The sequence below is a fragment of the Catenibacterium sp. GCM10023432 genome, from assembly GCF_042651925.1.
GTDB lineage: Bacteria > Bacillota_I > Bacilli_A > Erysipelotrichales > Coprobacillaceae > Catenibacterium > Catenibacterium mitsuoka.
In genome coordinates this window covers 1-9,395 of sequence record NZ_JBHSEB010000049.1, presented here as the reverse complement: position 1 = coordinate 9,395, position 9,395 = coordinate 1, and the positions used below count along the sequence as shown (strand labels likewise).

The window sequence follows — 9,395 nt, the reverse complement described above, 5'->3', positions numbered from 1 at the left end:
AAAGATGGAAAAAATCCATCTTTAGAGAATCTGATAGCTAATGAAATCTTACCAATTCGCCCCGGTAGATTTCATAATAGAAACGTCAAACGAAAGTCGTTCATATATTTTAACTACAGATTTGACTAGTCGGATTAATTATAAACCTTTTTGCGATGAAATAGAATATTTTTTAAAAAATCGTGAAAACGATACTTTTTTGGCTGCAATAAAATAAAAGTCAGAATAATATATCTGCTGATATATCATCTGACTTAAATTCTAGCATTATTAACTTAATGACATTGACCTTTCGGTTCTTTTTAATTTACCCTTTATATACTTCCTGATCAACCATATTTTCCTTCTTAGCTACAATAACTGAAGTAGAAGCATCACCAACTACATTAAGTGAAGTTACTAACATTTCAATAGGTCTATTGATTGAAAGAATTAATGAGTATGCAAGTAATGCAGCATCATTTGTATAACCCATACCAGTTAAGATAGTAAATAGGATTATAGCACCTGCACCTGGTGCAGCTGGAGTACCAACTGATGCAATTAATGCAAGTACTGCAATAACTGCCATAGACATGAATGTAATCTTATATCCAGAACTTGCAGCAATAAACATTGCGGCAATAACCTGCATGATAGCTGTACCATCCATGTTGATTGTCATACCTAAAGGTAATACGAATGAAGCAATCTGATCATCTACACCTAGTTCTTCAGTTACTGTTCTCTTGTTGATTGGAAGAGTGGCAGCACTTGAAGAAGTAGAGAAACCAAATAAAGCAACCTTAATCATCTTCTTCATGAATGGCTTTGGATTAACTCTAGCCATAGTCATTAAGTAGATTGGATAAGCTAAGAATAGATATACAAATAATGCAATAACAACTGTAACTACATAAGCAAGTGCTGGTCTTAATGAATCAATACCATAGATTGCGAATGTTCTTGTTAATAAGCAGAAAATACCAATTGGGGCAAACTTATTAACAACAAAAGATAAGAATAAAGTAATAATCTTGGATACTTCTTCAAATAACTTCTTTAAAGTCTTTGTTTCATCTTCTAAAGCATTCATTGCGAGACCCATAGCAACAGCTACGAATACAATGGCTAATACGTTACCGTTAGTAGAGAATGCTGAGATAAGATTGTTAGGAATAATATTTAAGATAATATTCAATGGGTTAGCACCAGTAGAACCCTTCTGGATAGTCACTGCTGCTTTACCAACTGCATCAAAGAAACCTAAACGATATACAACAGTAGCAATCACACCTGCAAAACATAAAGCACATACAGTTGTGATAAAGAAAGTTAAAATAGTTTTAGTAGAAATTCTACCTAACTTCTTTGTATCTGTGATAGTTGAAATCGCAAGTGTAATTGATACAAATACCATAGGTACAATAATAAGCTGTAGTGAGTTAACGAATAACTGTCCTACAATATAGAAGATACCAACAGCCTTTGTTGCATTTGGCTGCGTAATATCCTGAAAGAATAAGTTATTGATCTTTGTCCAAAGATCAGTCTGTCCACCACTTACTAAGTGTTCTCTTAGCATAATGCATCCAAAACCACAAGCAAGACCGCAGATCATTGCAATCAGCATTTTCTTAGCTAATTGCCTACCATTACTAGTTTTCATTTTTACCCTCCTAAAATTAATCCCAAAATTGACACTATTATACACTAAATAACTCTTAATGCAAATAGTATTGATAAAAATGACTATAAAATAAATATTATTATAAAAGATATAAAGAAAAACTATTTGTGATATATTAATTAAACAAGAGACTTTTAACTTCACATAATTATCCCATTATTGTAATATATACTCATCGCAAGGGGGAATTTTAAATGTTTGGAATTTATATTTTATCGATGTTATCGATGATGTTTATCTTTGCTGGTAATATTGCTTCTTATGGTGGGATGTTTCAATCATCATCAACACTTACAGTGATTACTTTATGGGCTATGTTTTATCTTGCTTACATTGCAATCAACTGTTTTGCATTATCTTATGGTTTTAAGGAATATGGTAAGAAACATAAGTTATCACGTTATTTACTACTGCTCTTAACTGCACTTATCTATAACGTGGCTTTAACTTATGCATTCCATCTCTATAAGCCAGAAAATGTTACAATGCATTCTGTAACGCATGCATTCTTCTTATTATCGAATAACGCTTATTGGTTATTTACAGCCTTTACAGGCATGTTCTTACTAAGTCCTATTGTAGACTACATGGTAGAACATATTTCTAGAGAAACAGCGATTAAAGCGGTATGGATCATTGGATTACTTGGCTTCTATGGCTTATTTAGTGCAGGAGAACTAAAGGATCCACTTTTATTTAAGAGTGGTCGAGGAATCATCTGGTTCACATGTCTTTATTTCATTGGCGCAACTGTAAGAAAACATGAACTTTATAAAGTCAATGTATCAAAAACCGCATTGATCGGTTTATGTTCATTTGTCTTAAATGGTTTCTTAATGCTAAGCTTGGACAAGTTTATTGGTAATACATTTGATGATTACTTCTTATCAGCCTTATCACCATTATTACTTGTAACTTCTATCTGCTTACTTTATGTTTTCGCAAATATGAATAGTAAACAGGAAAAGATTGTACAGTTTATTGATGAATCAACTCTTTGTACATATCTTCTTGCCAGCCATTCTTTATTCTTAGGCTATGTTCTATTAAACCAGTTTACAACACTAGCAGGTATGCCTTTCTACTTACTTGCTCTTATGCTCATCATGATTGCATTATCTCTTTATGTAGTTGCATTAATCATCGATTTAATCAGAAGAGGAATATTCAAGGTACTAAGATTAGAAAAGCTTGCATTATGGATTGAAACACTATTCGGAAAATTATTAAACAAGTTATCTGCTTAATACAAAAAGAGAGAATTCACTATTGTGAAATCTCTCTTTTTAAGTTCTTTCCAATTGTCATCCACATTGTAATATAACAAGCACCACCGCCTATGAAATTACTGATTGCTTCTGATATGAACACACCTTCAATACCAATAAAACGGGGAAGAATAATAGTCAGAGGGGCTACTATAATCACTTTTCTAAAGATAGAAAAGAAGATAGCCTGTTTTGATTTGCCAAGTCCTACCGCTACAGATTGACCGCAGATCTGTAAAGACTGCATAAAGAATCCTGCAAAATATAATCTAATATAACGTACTGCATGATCGGTAATATGAGGATCATGAGTAAAGATATTAATAAAGTATTGTGGGAAAGCAGTAATTAATACCCAGATAATAAACATTGTCCCAAAACATAAGAATGTTACAAAGTAGATAGAAGACAATACGCGCTTATATTCCTTCGCACCATAGTTATAGCCTAGTACCGGCTGAGAGGCATTCCCAAACCCCTGAGCAGGTAACTGTACAACCTCTCTAATAGAATTAATAATCGTCATAATCGCAATATAGAGATCTCCACCATAAATCTGTAAGGTAGAATTACATACGATAGATACAATAGAATTAGTGATCCCCATCATGAATCCAGCAGTTCCTAAAGAAAAGATTCTCTTTACATAATAGGGATTTAAATGCATACATTCTTTCTTTAACTTAAGGATTGTTTTATCACTTGTTAGAAAGCGTAATGTCCATAAAGCAGATACAAATTGTGACAGTACTGTTGCAAGTGCTGCTCCCTTTACATTCATATCTAATACAAATATAAATACAGGGTCCAATATTATATTTAGTACTGCCCCAATCAGTACTGTCATCATACCAATCTTCGCAAAACCTTGACTATTAATAAAACTATTCATACCGAGTCCTATTAACACAAACACAGTACCAAACAAATAAATAGTCAAATAATCATTCGCATACTTGAATGTATTCGTACTTGCTCCAAACATCCATAAGATCTTCTCTTTAAAGATAAACCCAATCAACATCAAACCTATTCCAAATAGAACCAATAAGAAGAAGGCGTTCCCCATAATCACTTCTGCCTCATCATTTCTCCCTCTTCCTCTTGCAATAGAGCAAAGTGGGGCACCACCCATACCAAACAAGTTCGAAAATGCAATCACTATAGAAATAATAGGAAGACATATTCCCAGTCCTCCCATAGCCAGTGTTGCAGTATGAGGAATACGTCCTATATATATTCTATCTATCACGTTATAGAGTACATTAATCAACTGTGCTACGATCATTGGTCCTGCAATAGATAATATATGTGTAGAAACCTTTCCCTTCGCAAAATTATTCCTTTCTTCCATATAACCATCCCCCTTAACATAATCTTTACTATCTCATATATATTACAGTCATACAGTTCTTTTTCAAATGTTGAAATATTGTAACTCATATTATCTCATGTATATCATGCTTTTTTAACCGTGCATAGGCAGATATACTATATTAAAATTAAATTACATAAATAAAATTAATAAAATGAAATATATGTTGCATAAGTAACATGTAAGCGCTACAATATCTATGTAAGATACATTCGAAAGGAGAAAATAATATGAAGAAGGTATCCGCTATAGCACTTAGTACAGCTATGGCACTCTCAATGGCTTTGCCATCTAAAGTCAATGCCACAAGCAGAGTGGATCAATTACTCTCTAATATGAGTACAAGACAAAAGATTACACAGATGCTTATGGTAGACTTCCGTTACTGGGATGAAGACTTAAGTGATGGTGCACAGACTACAGGTCATGAATTTACTAAGATGAATGACCAAGTCAGAAAGATTGTCGAAGACTATGATTTTGGAGCACTTATTTATTTTGCCCAGAACATCCAGGAAACAGAACAATCTTATAACTTAAGTATGGCAATGCAGAAAGCAGCCACAAAAGATGGTGGTATTCCACTATTAATCAGTGCTGACCAGGAAGGTGGTAATGTATACCGTTTAGGTTCAGGTACAGCATTACCTGGTAACATGGCACTTGGTGCAACTCATAATACAGAGTATGCGAAAAAAGCAGGTCAGATTATTGGTAGTGAATTAAGTAGTATTGGTATTAATACTAACTTAGCGCCTGTTGTTGACGTCAATAATAATGCCAACAACCCAGTTATTGGTCTAAGAAGTTACAGTGATGATGCAGATTTAGTAGGGAACATGGCTTCTGCAACAATCGCTGGTTTGAAAGACTATAACGTTATTGGATGTGCGAAGCACTTCCCAGGTCATGGTGATACAGCCACTGACTCACATTATGGTTTACCTATCGTAAACAAATCAAAAGCAGAATTATTAAATAATGAATTAAAACCATATAAGATTGCAATCAATCAGGGTATTGAAATGATCATGACTGCACATATCTTATATCCACAATTAGATAACACAACTGTTGTTTCAGAAAAAACAGGTAATGAAGAAAAGAAACCTGCGACTATGTCAAAAGCAATCATCACTGATTTATTAAAGGGTGAAATGGGCTTCAAAGGTGTAGTAAGTACTGATGCGATGAACATGAAGGCTATTGCTGATACATTTGGTGAATCACAAGCAGTTAAGCTTGCGATTGAAGCAGGTGCTGATTTAATCTGTATGCCTACAGTTCTTTACAACCAGGAAGATGTTAAGAAGCTAGACACAATTATTGATTATGTAGAAGATGCTGTTAAGAAGGGTGAAATCTCTGAATCTAGATTAGATGATGGATGCAGAAGAATTTTAACAGTAAAAGAAAATAGAGGTATCTTAGATTGGAAAGAATCTGATTTCTCTCTAAACAAAGCTTTATCAACAGTAGGTAGTGCCACTAACAGAGCAACTGAAAGAGAAATCGCAGCAGCAGCTGTTACTGTTGTAAAGAATGAAAACAATACTTTACCAGTAGTAGTAAAAGAAAACCAGAAGATCTTAATGCTTTGTCCATATGACAATGAAAGAGCACAGATGATCATGGCTTATAACCGTGCTAAAGAAGCAGGACTTATCCCAGACTCTGCAGAAGTTAAAGTAGTAAGATATAACGGTTCAAATATGGATGCTGTAAAAGAAAACATTGATTGGGCTGATACAGTATTCGTTAATTCAGAAATCAGTGCTGCAAGCCGCTTCTCATCAAATCATTGGTTATATTCTTATGTAGAAGGTATTGTAGACTATACTCATGAAAAGGGTAAGAAGTCTATCGTGATGTCAGTAGATAAACCATATGATGTACAGATGTATGCTAATGCAGATGCTATTCTTGCTGTTTATGGATGTAAAGGTTCTTCAGTAGATGTGACTGAAGCAATTGTTGGTGGAGTTACATCTTCTAAGGCTGCTTATGGACCTAACATTATTGCTGGTATCGAAGTTGCTTTAGGTACATTTGGTGCTCAGGGAACACTTCCAGTTAATATTCCTGTATATGACAAGACTGCTAAGCTTTACACTGATACAATCAAGTATAAACGTGGTTATGGTATTTCTTATAAGTCTTTATTAAATAAGGATACTTTAAATGATTTAATTGCTAAGGCTGATGCTTTAGATTCTAAGAAATATACTGAAGAATCTTGGAATAAGTTCACACCTGCTTTAGCTGGGGCAAAAGAAGTAGCTAACACAAATGGTGTTTCTCAGAAGAAGATTGATGAAGCAATTGCTTCATTACAGGCTGCTATGGATGCTTTAGTAGAAAAACCTGCTGAAACAAAACCAGAAGAACCTAAGAAAGATGACACTAAGAAAGACGAAACAAAGAAAGACGAAACAAAGAAAGACGAAACTAAGAAAGATAATGTAAAAACTGGAGATATGACAAATATTTTACCATTTGCTGCATTAATGGGTCTTGCTTGTGTTGCATTCATCTTCTTAAAGAAGAAAAAAGCTTAATCATTGAGTTAAGTAAGGCGAAGTGTTCGAAAACGAATACTTCGCCATTTTTGTCTGTATACGTTTGAGATGTATTAAAATGTAAAGAGAATCAAATTGAATCTAAAAGAATGCATAAAAAATGATAAAAGTATTATTAGTTCCGTCTATTATGGTATCTATATTTATATCACTTCTGTCGTATTTGTCTTATCGTTTTGTAAAGTAAATCACAAGTTGATATAAGCATACTAATGGACTATAATGGCTACATAACGTAAACATGAACTTACGAATAGGAGATATATAATGAATAAGGATCTTACAAAAGGACCTGTTGTGAAATCAATGTTGCTGTTTGCGATACCTATGATATTAGGAGACCTCTTGCAGCAATGCTATAATATTGCAGACACTTTAATAGTAGGGCAGTTTCTAGGTAAAACAGCACTTGCAGCTGTCGGGTCATCCTTTACATTGATGACCTTTATTACATCTATTATATTAGGTCTTTGTATGGGAAGTAGTGCACTATTTTCTATGAGATTTGGACAACGTGATGAAAGCGGCTTGAAACAAGATTTATGTGCTTCTTTCTTTTTTATTGCAACGATTTCTGTATTACTGAATATTATTGCCTATATATGCTTAGATGCATTGCGCCTTTTCTTACGTGTACCTCTAGAAGTATGGGGGGATATGCGCTGTTATCTCTTATTTATCTTCATGGGTATTATCGCAATATTTTTATATAATTTCTTTGCAGCTTATTTAAGATCCATTGGTAATTCTGTTACTCCACTTGTTTTTCTTGCATTATCTTCTATCGTAAATATTATTCTAGATTTATATTTTGTGATTGTTTTAAAGAAGGGTGTGAGTGGTGCAGCACTTGCGACAGTCATATCTCAATATCTCTCAGGAATAGGAATGATGCTTTATACGCTCATTTATTATGAAGAAGTACATGTTATATTTGATTTAAGACAACTCAAAAAAGAAAGAATTAAGAAGATTATTTCCTTTTCTCTTCTTACATGTATCCAACAGTCAATCATGAATCTAGGTATTCTTATGGTACAAGGATTAGTCAATAGCTTTGGAACGGCTGTTATGGCTGCCTTTGCGGCAGCAGTGAAGATCGATGCCTTTGCTTATATGCCAGTGCAGGATTTTGGAAATGCTTTTTCTACATTCATCGCTCAAAACTATGGTGCTAAAGAAAAAGATAGAATACAACAGGGACTTAAAGAAGCTGTTTGTATATCTTCAATTTTCTGTATAGTCATCTCTATTCTAGTTTATGTATTCGCAAAACAACTTATGATGATCTTTGTAGATGTCAAAGAAACGAGTATTATCTTAGAAGGTGTGCGCTACTTACGTATAGAAGGTGCCTTCTATATCGGTATTGGCTGTTTATTCTTGTTATATGGCTTATATCGTGCCCTAGGAAGACCAGGTATGAGTGTTGTCCTCACAATACTCTCACTTGGTACGAGAGTGGCCTTAGCTTATCTGTTATCATCCATTCCATCTCTAGGTGTCATCGGTATCTGGTGGTCCGTTCCTATTGGCTGGGCTCTGGCGGATATGGTAGGGTTTCTCTATTATAAAATGAAAAAACATACATTAATAAGCGGTATCTAAATATGGCTTCTTTCTTGACAGAGTTATTCTATTTTTGATTGAATGGTAATAGTAAGGAGGAGTATTCATGATTATTAGAGAAGCCAGAACAGAAGACTTAGAAAGAATATTAGAAATATATGAAATTGCGAAAGCTTTTATGAGACAAACAGGTAACCCACATCAGTGGAATAGCAGTTATCCTGATCTCAATATATTAGAAGAAGATATAAATAAACATCATCTTTTTGTGATGGAAGACGATTCTATTATCCATAGTGTATTTGCCTTTATTATAGGAGAAGATCCTACATATAAGGAAATAGAAGGTGCATGGCTTGATCACAGTACTTATGGTACGATTCATCGTATTGCGAGTGATGGCACTAGGCATCAAGTATTTAATAAAACAGTCAACTTCTGTAGTAAAAGATGTCTACATCTAAGAGTTGATACACATGAAGATAATAAGATTATGCAGAAGGTTATATTAAAAAATGGTTTTAAAGAAACAGGAATCATATATGTAGAAGATGGTACACCTAGAATAGCTTTTGAGAAGGTGAAATAATGATCTGTCCTAAATGTGGATGTAGAGTAGAAATAGGAATGAAGAAATGTCCTGTATGTAATACTACTCTAGATAATGAATATACGAGATATGAAAAGAAGATGAAAAGAAAAAGAATACAGAAAAAAGTAATGTGGACCCCGTGTCAAGGACATTAAATAAAAAAGTACTTAAAATTGATTAGAAATAAAGATATCCTCTAGGTGTAATAACCAGGAGGATATTTTTTATGTGTAAACTATGTAAATATGTAATTATTAAAAATGGAGTTTTATGTGTATTGGAAACAGATAGAATGAAGGAAGTCATAAGAAATGAACTTGGTGTATTTGACTACCGTGATTAT

At 33.8% G+C, this 9,395-nt stretch carries 7 protein-coding genes; 5 read left to right on the top strand and 2 right to left on the bottom strand.

Going from position 1 to position 9,395, the window contains the following annotated elements; translation table 11 throughout:
- Positions 1 to 307: 307 nt before the first annotated feature.
- Positions 308 to 1,648 carry a dicarboxylate/amino acid:cation symporter gene (locus tag ACFOZZ_RS07530; protein ID WP_376814995.1) on the bottom strand — a complete coding sequence of 447 codons (1,341 nt, stop codon included), beginning with the start codon at positions 1,646 to 1,648 and terminating at the stop codon, positions 308 to 310.
- A 215-nt stretch (positions 1,649 to 1,863) separates the two neighbouring features.
- On the opposite strand from ACFOZZ_RS07530, the gene ACFOZZ_RS07525 reads away from it, so the two are divergent.
- Positions 1,864 to 2,916, top strand: coding sequence for an acyltransferase family protein (locus tag ACFOZZ_RS07525; protein WP_376814994.1), 1,053 nt, complete (start codon positions 1,864 to 1,866; stop codon positions 2,914 to 2,916).
- Positions 2,917 to 2,935: 19 nt separating this feature from the next.
- Here ACFOZZ_RS07525 and ACFOZZ_RS07520 read toward each other — a convergent pair whose 3' ends face one another.
- Complete coding sequence (locus tag ACFOZZ_RS07520) at positions 2,936 to 4,291, bottom strand: MATE family efflux transporter (RefSeq protein WP_329967494.1); 1,356 nt, start codon at positions 4,289 to 4,291, stop codon at positions 2,936 to 2,938.
- Positions 4,292 to 4,542: 251 nt separating this feature from the next.
- On the opposite strand from ACFOZZ_RS07520, the gene ACFOZZ_RS07515 reads away from it, so the two are divergent.
- The 4 genes from ACFOZZ_RS07515 (at position 4,543) to ACFOZZ_RS07500 (ending at position 9,207) form a co-directional block, all read left to right on the top strand.
- Positions 4,543 to 6,870 carry a glycoside hydrolase family 3 protein gene (locus ACFOZZ_RS07515; RefSeq protein WP_376814993.1) on the top strand — a complete coding sequence of 776 codons (2,328 nt, stop codon included), beginning with the start codon at positions 4,543 to 4,545 and terminating at the stop codon, positions 6,868 to 6,870.
- Between the two features lie 288 nt (positions 6,871 to 7,158).
- Positions 7,159 to 8,499 carry an MATE family efflux transporter gene (locus ACFOZZ_RS07510; protein ID WP_376814992.1) on the top strand — a complete coding sequence of 447 codons (1,341 nt, stop codon included), beginning with the start codon at positions 7,159 to 7,161 and terminating at the stop codon, positions 8,497 to 8,499.
- A gap of 67 nt (positions 8,500 to 8,566) precedes the next feature.
- A complete protein-coding gene (locus tag ACFOZZ_RS07505) occupies positions 8,567 to 9,049 on the top strand; it encodes an N-acetyltransferase (RefSeq protein ID WP_376814991.1) in 483 nt (160 codons plus the stop codon).
- On the top strand, positions 9,049 to 9,207 hold the full coding sequence (locus ACFOZZ_RS07500; RefSeq protein ID WP_376814990.1) for a hypothetical protein: 159 nt from the start codon (positions 9,049 to 9,051) through the stop codon (positions 9,205 to 9,207). Before ACFOZZ_RS07505 ends, ACFOZZ_RS07500 begins: the two co-directional genes overlap by 1 nt.
- Positions 9,208 to 9,395: the final 188 nt, after the last annotated feature.

Bases quoted from the DNA above. Each gene is read 5' to 3' on its own strand.
- ACFOZZ_RS07530 (WP_376814995.1), bottom strand. From the start codon at position 1,648: ATGAAAACTAGTAATGGTAGGCAATTAGCTAAGAAAATGCTGATTGCA.
- ACFOZZ_RS07525 (WP_376814994.1), top strand. From the start codon at position 1,864: ATGTTTGGAATTTATATTTTATCGATGTTATCGATGATGTTTATCTTT.
- ACFOZZ_RS07520 (WP_329967494.1), bottom strand. From the start codon at position 4,291: ATGGAAGAAAGGAATAATTTTGCGAAGGGAAAGGTTTCTACACATATA.
- ACFOZZ_RS07515 (WP_376814993.1), top strand. From the start codon at position 4,543: ATGAAGAAGGTATCCGCTATAGCACTTAGTACAGCTATGGCACTCTCA.
- ACFOZZ_RS07510 (WP_376814992.1), top strand. From the start codon at position 7,159: ATGAATAAGGATCTTACAAAAGGACCTGTTGTGAAATCAATGTTGCTG.
- ACFOZZ_RS07505 (WP_376814991.1), top strand. From the start codon at position 8,567: ATGATTATTAGAGAAGCCAGAACAGAAGACTTAGAAAGAATATTAGAA.
- ACFOZZ_RS07500 (WP_376814990.1), top strand. From the start codon at position 9,049: ATGATCTGTCCTAAATGTGGATGTAGAGTAGAAATAGGAATGAAGAAA.